Source organism: Streptomyces sp. NPDC055632, from assembly GCF_053618675.1.
In genome coordinates this window covers 24,077-42,706 of sequence record NZ_JBSHHY010000003.1, presented here as the reverse complement: position 1 = coordinate 42,706, position 18,630 = coordinate 24,077, and the positions used below count along the sequence as shown (strand labels likewise).

14 protein-coding genes, 1 tRNA gene and 1 pseudogene are annotated in these 18,630 nt (G+C 68.5%); 3 read left to right on the top strand and 13 right to left on the bottom strand.

The window, feature by feature from the left end:
* Positions 1-116 precede the first annotated feature (116 nt).
* From ACWGSR_RS05395 to ACWGSR_RS05350, 10 genes are all read right to left on the bottom strand, one after another.
* Positions 117-4,016 (bottom strand): DNA-directed RNA polymerase subunit beta', encoded by a 3,900-nt coding sequence (locus ACWGSR_RS05395; protein WP_366371018.1) that lies wholly within the window; start codon positions 4,014-4,016, stop codon positions 117-119.
* A gap of 100 nt (positions 4,017-4,116) precedes the next feature.
* Positions 4,117-7,599, bottom strand: a complete 3,483-nt coding sequence (rpoB, locus tag ACWGSR_RS05390) for a DNA-directed RNA polymerase subunit beta (protein WP_376240428.1) — start codon at positions 7,597-7,599, stop codon at positions 4,117-4,119.
* 548 nt (positions 7,600-8,147) lie between these two features.
* Complete coding sequence (gene rplL, locus ACWGSR_RS05385) at positions 8,148-8,528, bottom strand: 50S ribosomal protein L7/L12 (protein WP_053646189.1); 381 nt, start codon at positions 8,526-8,528, stop codon at positions 8,148-8,150.
* A gap of 113 nt (positions 8,529-8,641) precedes the next feature.
* Positions 8,642-9,172 (bottom strand): 50S ribosomal protein L10, encoded by a 531-nt coding sequence (gene rplJ / locus ACWGSR_RS05380; RefSeq protein WP_376240432.1) that lies wholly within the window; start codon positions 9,170-9,172, stop codon positions 8,642-8,644.
* A 252-nt stretch (positions 9,173-9,424) separates the two neighbouring features.
* Positions 9,425-10,354, bottom strand: a complete 930-nt coding sequence (locus tag ACWGSR_RS05375; protein WP_453563718.1) for a hypothetical protein — start codon at positions 10,352-10,354, stop codon at positions 9,425-9,427.
* A 117-nt stretch (positions 10,355-10,471) separates the two neighbouring features.
* The gene (rplA, locus tag ACWGSR_RS05370; RefSeq protein ID WP_121831424.1) at positions 10,472-11,200 is read right to left on the bottom strand and encodes a 50S ribosomal protein L1; all 729 of its coding nucleotides are present in this window, start codon (positions 11,198-11,200) and stop codon (positions 10,472-10,474) included.
* A 77-nt stretch (positions 11,201-11,277) separates the two neighbouring features.
* Positions 11,278-11,712 (bottom strand): 50S ribosomal protein L11, encoded by a 435-nt coding sequence (gene rplK / locus ACWGSR_RS05365; RefSeq protein WP_030318720.1) that lies wholly within the window; start codon positions 11,710-11,712, stop codon positions 11,278-11,280.
* Positions 11,713-11,870: 158 nt separating this feature from the next.
* Positions 11,871-12,758 carry a transcription termination/antitermination protein NusG gene (nusG, locus tag ACWGSR_RS05360; RefSeq protein WP_453563715.1) on the bottom strand — a complete coding sequence of 296 codons (888 nt, stop codon included), beginning with the start codon at positions 12,756-12,758 and terminating at the stop codon, positions 11,871-11,873.
* 44 nt (positions 12,759-12,802) lie between these two features.
* On the bottom strand, positions 12,803-13,090 hold the full coding sequence (gene secE, locus ACWGSR_RS05355) for a preprotein translocase subunit SecE (RefSeq protein WP_030208944.1): 288 nt from the start codon (positions 13,088-13,090) through the stop codon (positions 12,803-12,805).
* A gap of 103 nt (positions 13,091-13,193) precedes the next feature.
* Positions 13,194-13,266, bottom strand: a tRNA-Trp gene (locus tag ACWGSR_RS05350).
* Between the two features lie 215 nt (positions 13,267-13,481).
* Here ACWGSR_RS05350 and ACWGSR_RS05345 point away from each other — a divergent pair.
* The 3 genes from ACWGSR_RS05345 (at position 13,482) to ACWGSR_RS05335 (ending at position 16,582) form a co-directional block, all read left to right on the top strand.
* The gene (locus ACWGSR_RS05345) at positions 13,482-14,708 is read left to right on the top strand and encodes a pyridoxal phosphate-dependent aminotransferase (RefSeq protein ID WP_453563712.1); all 1,227 of its coding nucleotides are present in this window, start codon (positions 13,482-13,484) and stop codon (positions 14,706-14,708) included.
* A 161-nt stretch (positions 14,709-14,869) separates the two neighbouring features.
* The gene (locus ACWGSR_RS05340; protein WP_376240443.1) at positions 14,870-15,892 is read left to right on the top strand and encodes an adenosine deaminase; all 1,023 of its coding nucleotides are present in this window, start codon (positions 14,870-14,872) and stop codon (positions 15,890-15,892) included.
* 51 nt (positions 15,893-15,943) lie between these two features.
* Entirely contained in the window at positions 15,944-16,582 is a 639-nt protein-coding gene (locus ACWGSR_RS05335; protein ID WP_453563709.1) for an NAD(P)-dependent oxidoreductase, read from the top strand.
* A gap of 14 nt (positions 16,583-16,596) precedes the next feature.
* On the opposite strand, the pseudogene ACWGSR_RS05330 reads toward ACWGSR_RS05335, so the two are convergent.
* The 3 genes and pseudogenes from ACWGSR_RS05330 to ACWGSR_RS05320 form a co-directional block, all read right to left on the bottom strand.
* Positions 16,597-17,655: pseudogene (locus ACWGSR_RS05330) on the bottom strand (UDP-N-acetylmuramate dehydrogenase); the annotation flags it as partial.
* Positions 17,656-17,713: 58 nt separating this feature from the next.
* Positions 17,714-18,142 carry a MaoC family dehydratase gene (locus tag ACWGSR_RS05325; RefSeq protein WP_453563707.1) on the bottom strand — a complete coding sequence of 143 codons (429 nt, stop codon included), beginning with the start codon at positions 18,140-18,142 and terminating at the stop codon, positions 17,714-17,716.
* A gap of 2 nt (positions 18,143-18,144) precedes the next feature.
* Entirely contained in the window at positions 18,145-18,597 is a 453-nt protein-coding gene (locus ACWGSR_RS05320; RefSeq protein WP_376240448.1) for an FAS1-like dehydratase domain-containing protein, read from the bottom strand.
* Positions 18,598-18,630 lie beyond the last annotated feature (33 nt).

Below are 18,630 nucleotides of genomic sequence, written 5' to 3'. Positions count from 1 at the left end.
CCTCCCCCGGGGACCCACCCCCGGGGGAGGAGGGCGGTACCGCGCACGCGCACACGAAGAAGCCCCCCGCCGCTCCTCTCGGAGCGGCGGGGGGCTTCTCGTCACGCGGGTGACTCTCAGCCGTTGTACGGGCCGTAGTCGTAGTCCTCCAGCGGAACGGCCTGGCCGGAGCCCGAGCCGAACGGCGAGTAGTCGATGTCGTCGTAGCCGACGGCCGAGTACATCGCGGCCTTGGCCTCCTCGGTCGGCTCGACCCGGATGTTGCGGTAGCGGGACAGACCCGTACCGGCCGGGATGAGCTTACCGATGATGACGTTCTCCTTGAGGCCGATGAGGCTGTCGGACTTGGCGTTGATCGCCGCGTCCGTCAGGACTCGGGTCGTCTCCTGGAAGGAGGCGGCCGACAGCCAGGACTCCGTCGCGAGCGAGGCCTTGGTGATACCCATCAGCTGCGGACGGCCGGAGGCGGGGTGACCGCCCTCGGTGACCACACGACGGTTCTCGGTCTCGAACTTCGACCGCTCGACCAGCTCGCCCGGAAGCAGCTCCGCGTCGCCGGACTCGATGATCGTCACGCGGCGCAGCATCTGCCGGATGATGATCTCGATGTGCTTGTCGTGGATCGACACGCCCTGCGAGTTGTAGACCTTCTGGACCTCGCCGACCAGGTGGACCTGGACCGCGCGCTGACCGAGGATCCGGAGCACGTCGTGCGGGTTGGTGGCACCCACGGTGAGCTTCTGGCCCACCTCGACGTGGTCGCCCTCGCCCACGAGCAGACGGGCACGCTTCGAGATCGGGAACGCCGTCTCGTCGGTGCCGTCGTCCGGGGTGACGACGATCTTCTTGGTCTTCTCGGTCTCCTCGATGCGGACGCGGCCGGCCGCCTCCGAGATCGGGGCGACACCCTTCGGCTGCCGGGCCTCGAAGAGCTCGACGACACGGGGCAGACCCTGGGTGATGTCGTCACCGGCCACACCACCGGTGTGGAAGGTACGCATCGTCAGCTGGGTACCGGGCTCACCGATGGACTGGGCGGCGATGATGCCGACCGCCTCACCGATGTCGACCAGCTTGCCGGTGGCGAGCGAACGGCCGTAGCAGAACGCGCAGGTGCCGACGGCGGACTCACAGGTCAGGACCGAACGGGTCTTGACCTCCTCGACGCCCGCGTTGACCAGGGCGTCGATGAGCACGTCACCCAGGTCGACGTTGGCCGGCGCGATGACCTTGCCGTCCACGACGACGTCCTCGGCGAGCATCCGCGCGTACACGGAGGTCTCGACGTCGTCCGTCTTGCGCAGGACACCCGTCTCGTCCTTCGCCGCGATCCGCAGCTTCAGACCGCGCTCGGTGCCGCAGTCCTCCTCGCGGATGATGACGTCCTGCGAGACGTCCACCAGACGACGGGTCAGGTAACCCGAGTCGGCGGTACGCAGGGCGGTGTCGGCGAGACCCTTACGGGCACCGTGCGTCGAGATGAAGTACTCGAGGACGGACAGACCCTCGCGGAAGGACGCCTTGATGGGACGCGGGATGGTCTCGTTCTTCGCGTTCGACACCAGACCGCGCATACCGGCGATCTGCCGCATCTGCATCATGTTTCCTCGGGCACCCGAGTCAACCATCATGAAGATGGGGTTCGTCTTGGGGAAGTTCGCGTTCATCGCCTCGGCGACCTCGTTGGTCGCCTTGGTCCAGATCGCGATGAGCTCCTGCGTGCGCTCTTCCTTGGTGATCAGACCGCGCTCGTACTGCTTCTGGACCTTCTCGTCCTGCGCCTCGTACCCGGCGACGATCTCCTTCTTCGCCTCGGGGACGACGACGTCGGAGATGGCCACGGTGACGCCGGAGCGGGTCGCCCAGAAGAAGCCGGACGCCTTCAGGTTGTCGAGCGTCGCCGCCACGATGACCTTGGGGTAGCGCTCGGCCAGGTCGTTGACGATCTCGGAGAGCTGCTTCTTGCCCACCGAGTAGTCGACGAACGGGTAGTCCTCGGGCAGCAGCTCGTTGAAGAGCGCGCGGCCCAGGGTGGTGCGCAGGCGGAACGAGTCCCCCTGCTGCCACTCGGGCTCGCCCTCCTCGCGCGCCGGCGGGGTCCAGCCGCGCGGCGGGATGGTGCCCACCGGGAAGCGGATGTCGATCGGCGACTGCAGCGCGAGCTCGCCGGCGTCGAACGCCATGATCGCCTCGGCCGTGGAGCCGAACGCGCGGCCCTCGCCCTTGGTGTCACGGAGCTCGCCGTCGGTGGTCAGGAAGAACAGACCGAGGACCATGTCCTGGGTCGGCATCGTGACCGGGCGGCCGTCGGCCGGCTTGAGGATGTTGTTCGAGGACAGCATCAGGATGCGGGCCTCGGCCTGCGCCTCCGCGGAGAGCGGCAGGTGGACGGCCATCTGGTCACCGTCGAAGTCCGCGTTGAACGCGGTGCAGACGAGCGGGTGGATCTGGATGGCCTTGCCCTCGACCAGCTGCGGCTCGAAGGCCTGGATGCCGAGGCGGTGCAGCGTGGGCGCACGGTTCAGGAGGACCGGGTGCTCCGCGATGACCTCTTCGAGGACGTCGTACACGACCGTGCGGCCGCGCTCGACCATCCGCTTGGCCGACTTGATGTTCTGCGCGTGGTTCAGGTCGACCAGGCGCTTCATCACGAACGGCTTGAAGAGCTCGAGCGCCATGGCCTTCGGCAGACCGCACTGGTGCAGCTTGAGCTGCGGGCCGACGACGATGACGGAACGGGCCGAGTAGTCGACTCGCTTGCCGAGCAGGTTCTGACGGAAACGACCCTGCTTGCCCTTGAGCATGTCGCTCAGGGACTTCAGCGGGCGGTTGCCGGGACCGGTGACCGGGCGACCGCGACGACCGTTGTCGAAGAGGGCGTCCACGGCCTCCTGGAGCATGCGCTTCTCGTTGTTCACGATGATCTCGGGCGCGCCGAGGTCGAGAAGCCGCTTCAGGCGGTTGTTGCGGTTGATCACGCGGCGGTACAGGTCGTTCAGATCGGAGGTCGCGAAGCGGCCACCGTCCAGCTGCACCATCGGACGCAGGTCCGGCGGGATGACCGGCACGCAGTCGAGAACCATGCCCTTGGGGCTGTTCGCGGTCTGCAGGAACGCGGAGACGACCTTGAGGCGCTTGAGCGCACGGGTCTTCTTCTGGCCCTTGCCGGTGCGGATGATCTCGCGGAGGCGCTCGGCCTCCTCCTCCAGGTCGAAGGACTCCAGGCGCTTCTGCAGCGCCGCGGCGCCCATCGAGCCGTCGAAGTACGTGCCGAAGCGGTCACGCAGCTCGCGGTAGAGGAGCTCGTCGCCCTCCAGGTCCTGGACCTTGAGGTTCTTGAAGCGCGACCAGACCTCGTCCAGACGGTCGATCTCGCGCTGCGCGCGGTCGCGCAGCTGCTTCATCTCGCGCTCGGCGCCCTCGCGCACCTTGCGGCGCACGTCGGCCTTGGCGCCCTCGGCCTCCAGCTCGGCGAGGTCGTTCTCGAGCTTCTTGGCGCGGGCCTCCAGGTCGGAGTCGCGACGGTTCTCGATCTGCTGGCGCTCGACGGAGACGTGCGCCTCCAGCGAGGGCAGGTCACGCGTACGGCGCTCGTCGTCGACGTACGTGATCATGTACGCCGCGAAGTAGATGACCTTCTCCAGGTCCTTCGGGGCGAGGTCGAGCAGGTACCCGAGGCGCGACGGGACGCCCTTGAAGTACCAGATGTGGGTGACGGGGGCGGCGAGCTCGATGTGGCCCATCCGCTCGCGGCGCACCTTGGCGCGGGTGACCTCGACGCCACACCGCTCGCAGATGATGCCCTTGAAGCGGACGCGCTTGTACTTGCCGCAGTAGCACTCCCAGTCCCGGGTCGGACCGAAGATCTTCTCGCAGAAGAGTCCGTCCTTCTCGGGCTTGAGCGTGCGGTAGTTGATGGTCTCCGGCTTCTTGACCTCGCCGTGGCTCCACTGACGGATGTCGTCAGCGGTGGCCAGACCGATCCGGAGCTCGTCGAAGAAGTTGACGTCGAGCACTATGCGTCAATCCCTCTCAGGGTTGTAAGGCTGTGGGTCTGATACGGGGGTCCTGGGGCCGGCGGGGGGACCGTGACTGGTCCCCCCGACCGGACTCCCGTCAGACCTCTTCGACGCTGCTCGGCTCGCGCCGGGACAGGTCGATGCCGAGCTCCTCCGCTGCGCGGAAGACGTCCTCGTCGGTGTCGCGCATCTCGATGGACATGCCGTCCGAGGACAGCACCTCCACGTTGAGGCACAGGGACTGCATCTCCTTGATGAGCACCTTGAAGGACTCGGGGATGCCGGGCTCAGGGATGTTCTCGCCCTTGACGATGGCCTCGTAGACCTTCACGCGGCCGGTCACGTCGTCGGACTTGATCGTCAGCAGCTCCTGGAGGGCGTACGCGGCGCCGTAAGCCTCCAGCGCCCACACCTCCATCTCACCGAAGCGCTGGCCACCGAACTGGGCCTTACCACCCAGCGGCTGCTGGGTGATCATCGAGTACGGGCCGGTCGAACGCGCGTGGAGCTTGTCGTCGACCAGGTGGTGGAGCTTGAGGATGTACATGTACCCGACGGAGATCGGGTCCGGGAACGGCTCGCCGGAGCGGCCGTCGAACAGCCTCGCCTTGCCGGTCGGGAGCACCATGCGCTCGCCGTCGCGGTTCGGGATGGTGTGGTTCAGCAGACCCGCGAGCTCGTCCTCGCGCGCACCGTCGAAGACCGGGGTGGCGACGTTGGTGCCGGGGGCGACCTGGTCGGCACCGATGGCCTGGAGGCGCTGCGCCCACTCGTCCGCGAGGCCGGAGACGTCCCAGCCGCGGCTGGCGAGCCAGCCGAGGTGGATCTCCAGGACCTGTCCCGGGTTCATTCGGGACGGGACGCCGAGCGGGTTGAGGATGATGTCGACCGGGGTGCCGTCCTCCAGGAACGGCATGTCCTCGATCGGCAGGATCTTCGAGATGACGCCCTTGTTGCCGTGACGGCCGGCGAGCTTGTCACCGTCGGTGATCTTGCGCTTCTGGGCGACGTAGACGCGGACCAGCTGGTTCACGCCCGGGGGAAGCTCGTCGCCCTCCTCGCGGTCGAAGACGCGCACGCCGATGATCTTGCCGATCTCGCCGTGGGGCACCTTCAGGGAGGTGTCGCGGACCTCGCGGGCCTTCTCGCCGAAGATCGCGCGGAGCAGGCGCTCCTCCGGGGTCAGCTCGGTCTCGCCCTTGGGCGTGACCTTGCCGACCAGGATGTCGCCGGCGACGACCTCGGCACCGATGCGGATGATGCCGCGCTCGTCGAGGTCGGCGAGGACCTCCTCGGAGACGTTCGGGATGTCCCGGGTGATCTCCTCGGGGCCCAGCTTGGTGTCACGGGCGTCGACCTCGTGCTCCTCGATGTGGATCGAGGAGAGGACGTCGTCCTGCACGAGGCGCTGCGACAGGATGATCGCGTCCTCGTAGTTGTGGCCCTCCCACGGCATGAACGCCACGAGCAGGTTCTTGCCGAGCGCCATCTCGCCGTCTTCGGTGGCGGGACCGTCGGCGAGGACCTGGCCCTCGATGACGCGGTCGCCCTCGTCCACGACGACCTTCTGGTTCACAGAGGTGCCCTGGTTGGAGCGGGAGAACTTGTGCAGGCGGTACGTGATGTACGTGCCGTCGTCGTTGGCGACCGTGATGTAGTCGGCCGACAGCTCCTGGACGACACCGTCCTTCTCGGCCTTGAGCACGTCGCCGGCGTCGGTGGCGCAGCGGTACTCCATGCCGGTGCCGACGAGCGGGGCCTCGGACTTGATGAGCGGAACGGCCTGGCGCATCATGTTCGCGCCCATGAGGGCGCGGTTGGCGTCGTCGTGCTCCAGGAACGGGATCATCGCGGTCGCGACCGACACCATCTGGCGCGGCGAGACGTCCATGTAGTCCACGTCGGCCGGGAGGACGTAGTCGACCTCGCCGCCGCGCTTGCGGACCAGGACGCGGTTCTCGGTGAAGCGCAGGTCGTCGTCGAGGCCGGCGTTGGCCTGCGCGATGACGAAGCGGTCCTCCTCGTCGGCGGTGACGTAGTCGACCTCGTCGGTGACCTGGCCGTCGACGACCTTGCGGTACGGCGTCTCGATGAAGCCGAACGCGTTGACGCGGCCGTACGAGGCGAGCGAACCGATCAGACCGATGTTCGGGCCTTCGGGGGTCTCGATCGGGCACATGCGTCCGTAGTGGGACGGGTGCACGTCTCGGACCTCGAAGCCGGCCCGCTCACGGGACAGACCACCGGGACCCAGCGCCGAGAGACGACGCTTGTGCGTCAGACCCGACAGCGGGTTGTTCTGGTCCATGAACTGCGACAGCTGGCTGGTGCCGAAGAACTCCTTGATGGAGGCGACGACCGGCCGGATGTTGATCAGGGTCTGCGGCGTGATCGCCTCGACGTCCTGCGTGGTCATGCGCTCGCGGACGACGCGCTCCATCCGGGCCAGACCCGTGCGGACCTGGTTCTGGATGAGCTCGCCGACGTTGCGCAGACGACGGTTGCCGAAGTGGTCGATGTCGTCGGTCTCGACGACGATCTCGTTGCCGTTCTCGCCGATCGTCTCGGTCTCGCCCGCGTGGAGCTTCACGAGGTACTTGATCGTGGCGATGACGTCGTCGGTGGTGAGGACGCCGGCGTCCAGCGGCTCGTCCGCGCCGAGCTTCTTGTTCACCTTGTAGCGGCCGACCTTCGCGAGGTCGTAGCGCTTCGGGTTGAAGTAGAGGTTCTCGAGCAGCGTCTGGGCGGCCTCGCGGGTCGGCGGCTCGCCCGGACGGAGCTTGCGGTAGATGTCGAGCAGCGCGTCGTCCTGGCCCTGGGTGTGGTCCTTCTCCAGGGTGGCGCGCATGGACTCGTACTCGCCGAACTCCTGGAGGATCTGCTCGGTGGTCCAGCCGAGGGCCTTCAGGAGGACGGTGACCGACTGCTTGCGCTTGCGGTCGATGCGGACGCCGACCAGGTCGCGCTTGTCGATCTCCATCTCCAGCCAGGCACCCCGGGACGGGATGATCTTGGCGGAGAAGATGTCCTTGTCGGACGTCTTGTCGATCGAGGAGTCGAAGTAGACGCCCGGCGAACGGACCAGCTGCGACACCACGACACGCTCGGTGCCGTTGATGACGAAGGTGCCCTTGTTGGTCATGAGCGGGAAGTCGCCCATGAAGACCGTCTGGGACTTGATCTCGCCGGTCTCGTTGTTGGTGAACTCGGCGGTGACGAAGAGCGGGGCGCCGTACGTGAAGTCACGGTCCTTGCACTCGTCGATCGAGTTCTTCGGCGGCTCGAAGCGGTGGTCGCGGAAGGTCAGCGACATCGACCCGGAGAAGTCCTCGATCGGGGAGATCTCCTCGAAGATCTCCTCCAGGCCGGACTTCGTGGGGACGTCCTGTCCCGACTCAAGGGCAGCCTCGACGCGAGCCTTCCAGGCGGCGTTGCCGAGCAGCCAGTCAAAGCTCTCGGTCTGCAGCGCGAGGAGGTTCGGAACCTCGAGGGGCTCCTTGATCTTTGCAAAGGAGATGCGCAGCGGGGCGGTGCTTGCGCCGTTGTTCGTATTGGTCGAGGCGTTGCGCGAGGCGGCCAAGAGGGGGTCCTTCCGAGGGCTCGGACTCACTACGCGCGTACCGGTCCCCAGCAGAGCTTCAGGGCAGACGTTTCCTGGAATGACCGAAAGGCCAGGTCAGAAGGGGTCGGCCGATGAAACGGATGCGAAGGTATGCCCCTGGTGACGGGCAGGGGGCAGCTAACAGGCAGCGCAAAGGGTCAGTGTAGCCACTTGGCTCACTGATGTCCAGGGCGAGTTCTTCGCGACCCTCGTTGCTCTCAACTCCGCGCTACTTCGCGCCGTGCGGCGCACCTCGATACTGCCCGTTCCGCCGTCGATCCATGCCTCGGATCCGGATCGTTGTGACGACGCGTCCTGAGAATTGCGCGCTGCGTGCGGTTCGTCAAGGGGCCCCGTCCCGCGGGGCGCACGGCGAAGATCACCATACTCCGCTTCCGGCACCCCTCCGGACGCCCGCCACGCCCGTCCCCGGGAACGCCGAAAGGCGACCACCCATGTGGATGATCGCCCTTCGGTGCTCCCGCGTTACACGGGAGCGAGAGTCGACTCAGCGAGCCGAAACGGTCTTACTTGACCGTGACAGCGGCACCGGCGGCCTTGAGGGACTCGGCGGCCTTCTCGGCGACGTCCTTCGCGACCTTCTCGAGGACCGGCTTCGGGGTGCCGTCGACGAGGTCCTTGGCCTCCTTGAGGCCCAGGGAGGTGAGCTCGCGCACGACCTTGATGACCTGGATCTTCTTGTCGCCGGCACCCTCGAGGATGACGTCGAACTCGTCCTGCTCGGCCTCGGCCTCGGCCGGGGCGGCGACGCCCGCCGGGGCGGCGGCGACGGCCGCGGCGGCGGTGACGTCGAACTTCTCCTCGAAGGCCTTCACGAACTCGGAGAGCTCGATGAGGGTGAGCTCCTCGAACTGGGCGAGGAGTTCGTCCTGGGTGAGCTTCGCCATGATGGGCGATCCTTCCACTAATTCGGCAGGTGCCGGAGGTGTGTAGAGGCGGGCGTACTGTCGGCCCGCTGCGATCCGCGCACTAGGCGGCGCGGATCAATGCGCGAGCCGAATTACTCGGCACCGCCCTGCTCGGCGAGCTTGACGCGAAGCGCCTCCGCGGTGCGGACGAACTTCGACGGCAGCGCCTGGAAGAGCGAGGCAGCCTGGGACTGCTTGCCCTTGAACGCGCCGGCCAGCTTGCTGAGCAGAACCTCGCGGGACTCGAGGTCCGCGAGCTTCTTGATCTCATCGGCGGAGAGCGCCTTACCGTCAAGGACACCGCCCTTGATGATGAGGTTCGGGTTCTCCTTGGCGAAGTCACGCAGGCTCTTCGCCGACTCCACCGGGTCACCGGTGATGAAGGCGACCGCGGTCGGACCAGCGAAGTGCTCGTCCAGCGCGGTGATCCCGGCCTGGTTGGCCGCAATCTTGGTCAGCGTGTTCTTCACCACGGCGTACTGGGCGTTCTCACCGAGCGAACGACGCAGCGTCTTGAGCTGCGCGACGGTGAGACCCCGGTACTCGGTCAGCACAGCGGCGTTCGAGCTGCGGAACTGGTCCTCCAGCTCGGCCACCGAGGCAGCCTTGTCGGGCCTTGCCATAAGCGTCGGCCTCCTTCCGGGTGATGGGACCGCTCGGAAGGGGCTGAACAAAAACAAAACGCCCCGGGCGCAGGCGCACGGGGCACAGCTCGACCGTTTCACAAGGAATCGGGAACTCTTCCACAGTCACCTGCGCGGGTCGTTCGCGTCTCTCAGCGAATCCTTCGGCCACCGCACCCGTATGGGCGCAGAGACGACCAGCGGTCTTTGGCTTCTGTGGAAGCGTACGCGACCGGATCGGTCAGGGGCAAATCAGCCCTGCCCCAGCTCCTCCAGCATCGCGAGGAAGTCGAAGGTGTCGGCGGCGGGCGGGGCCTGGACGGCGGTCTTGGTGCCGTAGTCGCTGTAGTCGGCGCGCATCCGCATCGAGCCGGCGGCCATGGTCATGCCGACGTCCATGCGGGCCGGGTAGCCGTCCTCGTTGACCCAGATCTCGGTGTCGTAGCCCTTGAGCCCGGACTTCCTCACGTTGGCGAGGAGGGCCTCGTAGTCCTTCTCGGGGAGGAGCTTGGACGCCTCGTTCGCCTTGAGCATCTGCTCGAAGGTGAGCGTGCCCTTGTAGTGCTGCGTCTCCACGCCGTTGACCTTCTCGGCCCCCACGTGCTTGAGGTCCGGGGAGTCGAGCAGCAGGGCGAGCTGCTGGGCCGGGTCCTGGTTCATGCTCTCCAGGCCGCCGGTCATCTGCTTCTGCAGCGCCTTGTCGCCGGAGGCCTCGGCGACGCCCTTCATGTCCAGCTTCATCCAGCGCTTGCCGTCCATCTCGGCGGCCTGCTCGGCACCCATGTCCATGTACATGACGTCATCGAGCATGATCATGCGGGCCTGCTGCGGGCCCGCCGGGTCGCCCGCGCCGAGCAGGGGGCCCTTCATGGTGATGTCCATCACCGCGGGGTCCCAGCCCTGGACGCCGGTGAGCTGCGTCGTGCCGGACTCCGCCCCGGCACCGGTCAGGCTCATCGTCATCCTGACCTTGGCGGCCTTGGCCTCGGAGGTCTTCGTGTACGCGGCCTGGATGACCTTCGTGACCTCGCCGAGGGTCTGCGTCTTCGGCGCGGCGGGCGCCGGGGCCGCCGCCGGCTTCTTCGCGCCCTCGTCCCCGTCGTCCTGACAGCCCGCGAGGCCCGTCACGACGGCCGCGGCCGTCAGGGCGACGCCCGCGCGCTTCCATGCGGACATGCTCATGTTCCCCACCCCTGGTCATCCATGTTCTTCGCAGTCTTTCGAACCGTAGCAAAGAGCCGGCCCCGCACCTCCGGAGAGGTGCGGGGCCGGCTGACCACTTCAGCGAGCCGATGGGGCTCAGACCGCGGCCGGGTCCTCCTCGACGAGGAGGTTGCGGGTGCGGTTGGAGTCCAGCGGGATGCCGGGGCCCATCGTCGTCGTCAGGGTCGCCTTCTTGATGTAGCGGCCCTTGGCGGCGGACGGCTTCAGACGGAGGATCTCCTCCAGGGCCGCGGCGTAGTTCTCGACCAGCTTCGTCTCGTCGAAGGAGACCTTGCCGATGATGAAGTGCAGGTTCGAGTGCTTGTCGACGCGGAACTCGATCTTGCCGCCCTTGATCTCGTTGACGGCCTTGGCGACGTCGGGGGTGACGGTGCCGACCTTCGGGTTGGGCATGAGACCACGCGGGCCGAGGACGCGGCCGAGGCGGCCGACCTTGCCCATGAGGTCCGGGGTGGCCACCACGGCGTCGAACTCGTTCAGGCGGTTGCCCTTGGAGATCTCGTCGATGAGCTCGTCGGAGCCGACGATGTCGGCGCCCGCGGCGATCGCGGCCTCGGCACGCTCACCGGTCGCGAAGACCAGGACCCGGGCGGTCTTGCCGGTGCCGTGCGGGAGGTTCACGGTGCCACGGACCATCTGGTCGGCCTTGCGCGGGTCGACACCCAGGCGGAAGGCGACCTCGACGGTGCCGTCGAACTTCGTGGTGGCGGTGTCCTTGGCGAGACGGACGGCCTCGAGGGGAGCGTAGTTCCGCTCGCGGTCGACCTTGGCGTCCGCGCCGCGGAGAGCCTTGCTGCGCTTCACTTCTTCTCCTGTTGTTTCAGGTATGGAGTCGTGGTGCGGGCCGCGCCGGCCCTACCACTGGGTCACGAGGGGGCTGGTCAGCCCTCGACCGTGATGCCCATGGAACGGGCGGTGCCAGCGATGATCTTGGACGCGGCGTCCAGGTCGTTGGCGTTCAGGTCGGGGAGCTTGACCGTGGCGATCTCGCGGACCTGGGCGGCGGTGAGCTTGGCGACCTTGGTCTTGTGCGGCTCGCCGGAGCCCTTGTCCACACCCGCGGCCTTGAGGATCAGCTTGGCGGCCGGCGGAGTCTTGGTGATGAAGGTGAAGGAGCGGTCCTCGTAGACCGTGATCTCCACCGGCACGACCATGCCACGCTGCGACTCGGTCGCGGCGTTGTAGGCCTTGCAGAACTCCATGATGTTGACGCCGTGCTGACCCAGTGCGGGGCCGACCGGCGGGGCCGGGTTGGCCGCACCGGCGTTGATCTGGAGCTTGATAAGCCCCGTGACCTTCTTCTTCTTGGGAGGCATTGCTCTCTCCGGGTCCTAGTGAGAGTGTTCAGCCCGCCATCCGGACATACGGATGCAGGCATACCGCACAACGATAACGGGTATACACGTGCGGCTAAAAACCGAGCAGGTCAGAGCGGCTGTCGCAGCCACTCTGACCTGGTCGGAAAACCGTGTGATCAGTTCTTCTGGATCTGGTCGAAGCTGAGCTCGACCGGGGTCTCGCGGCCGAAGATCTCGACGAGGCCCTTGACCTTCTTCGAGTCGGCGTTGATCTCGTTGATCGTGGCCTGGAGGGTGGCGAAGGGGCCGTCGGTGACGGTGACCGAGTCGCCGACCTCGAAGTCCAGGACCTGGACCTCCAGCTTGCGGGCCGGAGCCGGCTTGCCCTCGGCCTCGGCGGCCTCGCGGGCGGCCTTCTCCTCGGCCTCCGGGGCGAGCATCTTGACGATCTCGTCCAGGGTCAGCGGGTACGGGTCGTAGGCGTTGCCCACGAAGCCGGTGACGCCGGGCGTGTTGCGGACGACGCCCCAGGACTCATTCGTGAGGTCCATGCGGACGAGCACGTAGCCGGGGAGCTTGTTCTGCTTGACGTTCTTCCGCTCGCCGCCCTTGATCTGGACGATCTCTTCCTCGGGGACCTCGGCCTGGTAGATGAAGTCCTCGACGTTGAGCGAGACGGCGCGCTGCTCCAGGTTGGCCTTCACGCGCTTCTCGTAGCCCGCGTAGGTGTGGATGACGTACCACTCGCCGGGGAGGGTGCGCAGCTCCTCGCGGAGCGCGGCGACCGGGTCGACCGGAGCGGCCTCCTCGGCCTCCTCCTCTTCCTCGACCTCGGCGACGGCCTCGTCCTCGTCGCCCTCGTCGGACTCGACCGCGTCGGCGGCGTCCTCGTCCTCCGCGAGCTCGTCCTCGACGGTCTCGTCCTCGACGGTCTCGTCGGCAGCGGCCTCGTCGGCAGCGTCCTCAGCAGCGTCGGCCTGGTCCTCGTCGGCGGCCTCGACGATGTCCAGCTCGTCCTCGACGGACTCGGACTCGAAGGCGTCGTTCAGGTTCGCGTCAGACACGGTGGCTGCTTCTTCCTGCGATACAGATGGGGTGGAACAAAAAGTCAGCCGAAGACGTACTTGACTGCTTCCTGGAAGCCATAGTCAATCACGGTGACAAGGCCGATCATGATGACGACGAAGATGATCACCACGGTGGTGTACGTCGACAGCTGGCTGCGCGTGGGCCAGACGACCTTGCGGAGTTCCGCGATGATCTGGCGGTAGAAGAGCGCGAGGCGGCCCAGAGGGCCCTTCTTCCCGCGCTTTCCGCCCTTGCGGGACTTCTTCTTCGACTCTGCCGTCTCGTCGTCGGCATCAGGCGTGTCGATGGAGCCTACGGCGTCCGTCACGATGTCTCACCTGATTCCGGGTCGGCCGTGCCGCGCCCGGGTGGAGCCGCACGGCGGTGCAATGAAGTACGTACATGCGCACAACACCTGGCGGTGTGTGTAGCAGGGCCGGAGGGACTTGAACCCCCAACCGCCGGTTTTGGAGACCGGTGCTCTACCAATTGAGCTACGACCCTTTGTCAGTGCCCCAACCTACCGCATCGTGAGACGCGGCCGGTGCGGACCAACGAGGAGTGAGCATACGTGGTCTTGGGCCCCTACGTCGAACAGAAGCCGCCCCGACCTGCCGCAGACCTGCCGCAGGACGCGTGTACGACCGGGAATGACCGTTCCTGTCCGGTCCGTGAAACCTGTGTGCCCGGCCAGGACGCGGTCTGGGACGATGGGCCGCATGAGCGCTGCTACCCCTCCCACCGAGCGTCGGGTCTCCGCCCGTATCGGTGCGATCTCCGAGTCCGCCACCCTCGCCGTCGACGCCAAGGCCAAGGCCCTCAAGGCCGCCGGCCGTCCGGTGATCGGTTTCGGCGCGGGCGAGCCCGACTTCCCGACCCCCGACTACATCGTCGAGGCGGCCGTGGAGGCCTGCAAGAACCCGAAGTACCACCGCTACACGCCGGCCGGCGGCCTGCCCGAGCTGAAGTCCGCCATCGCCGCCAAGACGCTGCGCGACTCCGGCTACGAGGTCGACCCGTCCCAGATCCTGGTGACCAACGGCGGCAAGCAGGCGATCTACGAGGCCTTCGCCGCGATCCTCGACCCGGGCGACGAGGTCATCGTCCCGGCGCCGTACTGGACGACGTACCCCGAGTCGATCCGTCTCGCGGGCGGCGTGCCGGTGGAGGTCGTGGCCGACGAGACGACCGGCTACCGGGTCTCGGTGGAGCAGCTGGAGGCGGCCCGCACGGAGAAGACCAAGGTCGTCCTCTTCGTCTCCCCCTCCAACCCGACCGGCGCCGTCTACAGCGAGGCCGACGCCGAGGCGATCGGCCGCTGGGCCGTCGAGCACGGCCTGTGGGTCCTCACGGACGAGATCTACGAGCACCTGGTCTACGGCGACGCGAAGTTCACCTCGCTGCCGGCGCTGGTGCCCGAGCTGCGCGACAAGTGCATCGTGGTCAACGGCGTGGCGAAGACGTACGCGATGACGGGCTGGCGCGTCGGGTGGATCGTGGGCCCCGAGGACGTCGTGAAGGCCGCCACGAACCTCCAGTCGCACGCCACGTCCAACGTGAGCAACGTCGCGCAGGTCGCCGCGCTCGCCGCCGTCTCCGGGAACCTGGACGCGGTCGCGGAGATGCGCACCGCCTTCGACCGGCGCCGCCAGACGATCGTGCGGATGCTGAACGAGATCGAGGGCGTGTACTGCCCGACCCCGGAGGGCGCGTTCTACGCGTACCCGTCGGTGAAGGGGCTGCTCGGCAAGGAGATCCGCGGGCAGCGTCCGCGGACCTCGGTCGAGCTGGCCGCCCTGATCCTGGACGAGGTCGAGGTCGCGGTCGTCCCGGGCGAGGCCTTCGGCACCCCGGGCTACCTGCGCCTGTCGTACGCGCTCGGCGACGAGGACCTGGTGGAGGGCGTGTCCCGGATCCAGAAGCTGCTGGCCGAGGCGACGGACTGATCGCAGTCCTCAAGTAGAGCCGGTCCCGATATTCCGGGACTGCTCGCCCGGTTCGCCGCGGGCCCCGGTTCTTCGGAACCGGGGCCCGTTTCTGCGTTCGGGAGGGCCCCGATCGGGGAAAGGGGCTGTCCTCCCCCATTCGGGTGCGGCAGGATCGGTCGATGGAGCACAACGACCGCGACCTCACCCTGTTGCCCAAGGCCCATCTGCACCTGCACTTCACCGGTTCGATGCGGCCCACGACGCTGATCGAGCTGGCCGACAAGTACGGCGTGCACCTCCCCGAAGCGCTGAGCAGCGGTACGCCCCCCAAGCTGCGGGCGACCGACGAGCGCGGCTGGTTCCGCTTCCAGCGCCTCTACGACATCGCCCGCTCCTGCCTGCGCTCGCCCGAGGACATCCGGCGGCTGGTCCGCGAGGCGGCCGAGGAGGACGTCAGGGACGGTTCGGGGTGGCTGGAGATCCAGGTCGATCCCACCTCGTACGCCCCGCACCTCGGCGGGCTCATCCCGGCCCTGGAGATCATCCTGGACGCGGTCGAGTCGGCGTCCCGGGAGACCGGGCTCGGGATGCGGGTCCTGGTGGCGGCGAACCGGATGAAGCACCCCCTGGAGGCGCGCACCCTGGCCCGGCTCGCGGTGCGGTTCGCGGACCGGGGCGTGGTGGGCTTCGGGCTCTCCAACGACGAGCGCCGGGGCATGGCCCGGGACTTCGACCGGGCGTTCGCGATCGCCCGGGACGGGGGCCTCCTCGCGGCCCCGCACGGCGGCGAGCTGACGGGCCCGGCGTCGGTGCGGGACTGCCTGGACGACCTGCGGGCGGCGCGGGTCGGCCACGGGGTGCGGGCGGCGGAGGACCCGAGGCTGCTGAGCAGGCTCGCCGAGCGGGGGGTGACCTGCGAGGTCTGCCCGGCGTCGAACGTGGCCCTCGGGGTGTACGAGCGGCACGAGGACGTACCGCTGCGGACGCTCTTCGACGCCGGGGTGCCGATGGCGCTCGGCGCGGACGACCCGCTGCTCTTCGGCTCGCGGCTCGCGGCGCAGTACGAGATCGCCCGCCGCCACCACGGCTTCACGGACGCGGAACTGGCGGAGCTGGCCCGGCAGTCGGTGCGGGGTTCGGCGGCGCCGGAGGGGGTACGGGAGAAGCTGCTCGCGGGGATCGACGACTGGATCGGGTCCTGAACGGGCCCTGTCAGGGGTCTTGAGCGGGTCCTGCCACGGGGGAGGCACGGAATGACGAGGTTCACCGTCTTCGGCGCGACCGGCGGCGTCGGCCGGGAGGTCGTCCGCCAGGCGCTGGCCGCGGGCCACGAGGTGACGGCGGTGGTGCGGGACCCGGCGCGGCTCGCGGTGAGCGGCACGCGGCTCGTGGTCCGGCGGGCCGAGGACCTGTCCGACCCGGAGGCCCTGCGCGCGGCGGTCGCCGGCCGGGACGCGGTCCTCTCGGGCCTGGGCGCCAGGAGCCGCGCGGACGCGGGCGTGGCGGCCCGGCTGACCCGCTCGGTGCTCGCGGCGGCGGAGGCCGAGAAGGTGCGCCGCCTCCTGGTGGTCAGCGCGGCCCCGCTGGGCCCGGTCCCGGACGGTCAGGCTCTCGTGGACAGGGCGGCACGCGCGGTCGTCGGCGCCGTCCTGAAGGACGTCTACGCCGACCTGCGGGCCATGGAGTCCGACCTCGCCGCGAGCGGTGCCGACTGGACCGCCGTGCGCCCGCCCCGGCTGACGGACGGACCGGTCACCGGCCGGTACCGCACGGTCGTCGGCGGCACCCCGCCCCGGGGCCGCTTCCTGTCCCGCGCGGACGTGGCGCACGCGATGCTGGCGATGGTCGACGAACCGGCGACGGTGAAGCAGGGCGTGGGCGTCGCGTACTAGCCGTACCGGCCGTACTAGATCTCGACGCCGACGGTGACGGGCTCGTTGACGAGGGTGATGCCGAAGGCGTCCCTGACCCCGGCGACGACCTCGCGGGCGAGGGCGAGCAGGTCCTCGGTGGTCGCCTCGCCCCGGTTGGTGAGGGCGAGCGTGTGCTTGGTGGAGATCCGGGCGGGCCCGGAGCCGTACCCCTTGGTGAACCCGGCCCGGTCGATCAGCCAGGCCGCCGAGGTCTTCACCGCGTCGTCGCCGGCGGGGAAGGCGGGCGGGGCGACGTCCGGGCCGAGGCGCTCGGCCACGCGCGCGAGGAAGGCCTCGTACTGCCCGGCCGTGAGGATCGGGTTGGTGAAGAAGGAGCCGGCCGACCAGGTGTCGTGGTCCTCCGGGTCCAGGACCATGCCCTTCCCGGCGCGCAGCTTCAGGACGGTCTCGCGGGCGGCGGCGAGCGGGACGCGGTCGCCGACCCCGACGCCGAGGGCGCGGGCGGTCTCGGCGTACTTGATCGGCGCGGAGAGCCCGTCGGCGTCTTCGAGGTCGAAGCGGACGCGCAGGACGACGTACCGCTCGGGGTGCTCCTTGAAGCGGCTGTGCCGGTACGAGAAGGCGCACTCGGCGTTGGTCAGCGTGACCGTCTCGCGGGTGGTCCGGTCGTACGCGACGACCTCGGTGACGGTGGCGGAGACGTCCTGCCCGTACGCGCCGACGTTCTGGATCGGGGTGGCCCCGGCCGAGCCGGGGATCCCGGCCAGGCACTCGATCCCGGCGAGCCCGGCCTCGACGGTCCGCGCGACGGCGTCCGTCCAGACCTCTCCGGCGGCCAGCTCCAGGCGGGTCCCGTCGAGGGAGAAGCCGGTGGTGGCGATCCGGAGCGCGGTGCCGTCGAAGCCCTTGTCCCCGATGACCAGGTTGGACCCGCCGCCGATGATCAGCAGCGGCGTCCCGGCGTCGTCGGCCTCGCGAACGGCCGCGATCACCTCGTCGTCGGTGGTCGCGGTGACGAGCCGGGAGGCGGGGCCGCCGAGACGGAAGGTGGTGAGGGGGGCGAGGGGGGCGTCGTTGAGGAGCTGCACGGGGCCAAGGTTACGGCTTGCTTTTTCGCGAGCGAAAAAGCAAGCCGTAGTCCGACGTCCGTCAGGCGAGCCGCACCACGGCCCGGCTCATCCCCAGGACCTTCTGGCCCGCGCTGGTCGCCGTGAGGTCCACCCGTACCAGGCCGTCGTCCAGCTTGGCCGCGACCTTGGCGGCGACCTCGATCAGGGCGCCGGTGTCGTCGTTGGGGACGACGACGGGCTTGGTGAAGCGGACGCCGTACTCGATGACGGCGGCGGGGTCGCCGGCCCAGTCGGTGACGACGCGGATCGCCTCGGCCATGGTGAACATGCCGTGGGCGATGACGTCGGGCAGGCCGACCCCGACGGCGAACTTCTCGTTCCAGTGGATGGGGTTGAAGTCCCCGGAGGCACCGGCGTACCGGACGAGGGTGGCGCGGGTCACCGGGAAGGTCTGCGCGGGCAGTTCGGTGCCGACCTCGACCTCGTCGTAGGCGATCTTCGCGGTCATGGTCAGGCCTCCTCGGGCGCTCGGGAGACGAGCTTGGTCCAGGCGGTGACGACGTGCTCGCCGGTCTCGTCGTGGACCTCGCCGCGGATGTCCAGGATGTCGTTGCCGGCGAGGGACTTGATCGCCTCGATGGTGGAGGTGACCGAGAGCCGGTCCCCGGCCCGTACGGGGCGGGTGTAGGCGAACTTCTGGTCGCCGTGGACGACCCGGCTGTAGTCGAGGCCGAGCTGCGGGTCCTCGACGACCTGTCCGGCCGCCTTGAACGTGATGGCGAACACGAAGGTGGGCGGGGCGATCACGTCGGGGTGGCCGAGCGCCTTGGCCGCCTCGGCGTCGGTGTACGCGGGGTTGGCGTCCTCGATCGCCTCGGCGAACTCGCGGATCTTCTCGCGGCCGACCTCGTAGGGCGGGGTGGGCGGATAGGTCCGGCCCACGAAGGACTGGTCGAGCGCCATGGACTCGATACCTCCTGGAATTCGTTTCCGACA

Coding starts and splice junctions, on each gene's coding strand:
- rplL (WP_053646189.1), bottom strand. CDS start 8,528: ATGGCGAAGCTCACCCAGGACGAACTCCTCGCCCAGTTCGAGGAGCTC.
- rplJ (WP_376240432.1), bottom strand. CDS start 9,172: ATGGCAAGGCCCGACAAGGCTGCCTCGGTGGCCGAGCTGGAGGACCAG.
- ACWGSR_RS05375 (WP_453563718.1), bottom strand. CDS start 10,354: ATGAGCATGTCCGCATGGAAGCGCGCGGGCGTCGCCCTGACGGCCGCG.
- rplK (WP_030318720.1), bottom strand. CDS start 11,712: ATGCCTCCCAAGAAGAAGAAGGTCACGGGGCTTATCAAGCTCCAGATC.
- ACWGSR_RS05345 (WP_453563712.1), top strand. CDS start 13,482: ATGAGCGCTGCTACCCCTCCCACCGAGCGTCGGGTCTCCGCCCGTATC.
- ACWGSR_RS05340 (WP_376240443.1), top strand. CDS start 14,870: ATGGAGCACAACGACCGCGACCTCACCCTGTTGCCCAAGGCCCATCTG.
- ACWGSR_RS05335 (WP_453563709.1), top strand. CDS start 15,944: ATGACGAGGTTCACCGTCTTCGGCGCGACCGGCGGCGTCGGCCGGGAG.
- ACWGSR_RS05325 (WP_453563707.1), bottom strand. CDS start 18,142: ATGACCGCGAAGATCGCCTACGACGAGGTCGAGGTCGGCACCGAACTG.
- ACWGSR_RS05320 (WP_376240448.1), bottom strand. CDS start 18,597: ATGGCGCTCGACCAGTCCTTCGTGGGCCGGACCTATCCGCCCACCCCG.